The organism is Rhodococcus sp. CX (genome assembly GCF_015865005.1).
Taxonomy (GTDB): Bacteria; Actinomycetota; Actinomycetes; order Mycobacteriales; family Mycobacteriaceae; genus Rhodococcus.
In genome coordinates, this window is record NZ_JADZGH010000225.1 from 17,327 (window position 1) to 17,703 (window position 377).

Annotated in this window: 1 protein-coding gene; it reads left to right on the plus strand. The window is 70.6% G+C overall.

Translation table 11 applies throughout. The features are described 5' to 3' along the window. Positions 1–377, plus strand: a 377-nt coding sequence (locus I0Q12_RS33915) for a phosphopantetheine-binding protein (RefSeq protein ID WP_231611418.1), incomplete at both ends; no start/stop codon positions are given.

Sequence of the window (377 nt, forward strand, 5' to 3'; positions counted from 1 at the left end):
TCGCAAGCCGTCGTCGTCGTGCACAGCGACCGGCACACGGGCGAGCAACTCGTCGGATACGTCGTCCCCGCGGACGGCGCAGCGGTCGACGTGTCGGCGCTCGCGGCCGGGCTCGCGGCGGAACTGCCCTCGTACATGGTGCCGACCGCGTGGGTGGTGCTCGACGCGCTGCCGTTGAACATCAACGGCAAGATCGACCGGAAGGCGCTGCCCGCGCCGGTGTTCGAGGCCGTGGCCTTCCGAGCCCCGGTCACCGCGATCGAGCAGATCGTCGCGGGTGTGTTCGCCGAGGTGCTCGGTGTCGAGCGGGTCGGCTTGGACGACGACTTCTTCGCGCTCGGCGGTAATTCGCTGGTGGCGACGCAGGTGACGGCCCG